The sequence below is a fragment of the Aminobacter sp. P4_D5 genome, assembly GCF_056401815.1.
Genome location: NZ_JBFUIP010000549.1, coordinates 1 through 823, shown reverse-complemented (window position 1 = coordinate 823; position 823 = coordinate 1). Strand labels below are relative to the sequence as shown.

Below are 823 nucleotides of genomic sequence, written 5' to 3'. Positions count from 1 at the left end.
CCGAAGGCCTGGCCGACCGGCATCCTCTCGCGATCGCGCACAGCCGATCTCAGCGGCAGCACGACCTCCTGACCGGGCTCGTCACGCAACTCCGAAGGCCGCTCCCCACGCCGTTCTGCCGCGATGATTTTCGCGCCGTCCACCGCGAAACGCCTGGCGATCGTGCGGCCGAAGCGGGCCGTTGCACCGGTGACGGGGAGGATCATGCGGAACGCGCTCCGTTCAGTTTCCCGCAAGCTACCATTCAGCACGGGTAAAGCCTCCCCCGCCTATTCCGATTCAGTCGGCCACTTGTAATGGCCAATATATTACCCATAGTTAATCTTCCATCGGCACCGACCGCAGCAGGGCCGGGCCGCGACATCCGGGGGGATGCGGAACCGTCAGTTTTGGAGAACGTGATGCCGTTGGCCATCGCGCGCCGCTTTTGCGCGCCCCTGTTGCTTGCCCTTGCTGCGCCCGCCTTCGCGCAGCCAGGTACGCCCGACGTGCTCATCCGGCTGGACGAGAGACAGCTGCGCAGCGGCGCCTTCGAGCTGGGGAATCCCGAGCCCGAAAGCGGCCCGGCCGAGATCGCGCTACCCGGCGTGGTCGTCGTTCCACCCCAGCAACTGCGTGTCATCGCCGCGCCCGCGGCGGGGTTGCTGGAGACGCTCACCGTCTCGCCCGACGAATTCGTCCGACAGGGACAGGTCATTGCCCAGCTCCGCAGCACCGAGCTGGTGGAGGCGCAGCGACTCTTCCTGCAGGCCGTGACGGCGCATGACCTCGCCGCGGAAAAGCTGCGCCGGGACGAGCAGCTGTACCGCGAGCGTGTCATCGC

General features: G+C 67.1%; 2 pseudogenes. One reads left to right on the top strand and one right to left on the bottom strand.

From position 1 onward, the window contains the following. Positions 1 to 206 (bottom strand): annotated as a pseudogene (locus tag AC1DWF_RS33420) (hypothetical protein); the annotation flags it as partial. Positions 207 to 401: 195 nt separating this feature from the next. Here AC1DWF_RS33420 and AC1DWF_RS33415 point away from each other — a divergent pair. Continuing rightward, positions 402 to 823: pseudogene (locus AC1DWF_RS33415) on the top strand (efflux RND transporter periplasmic adaptor subunit); the annotation flags it as partial.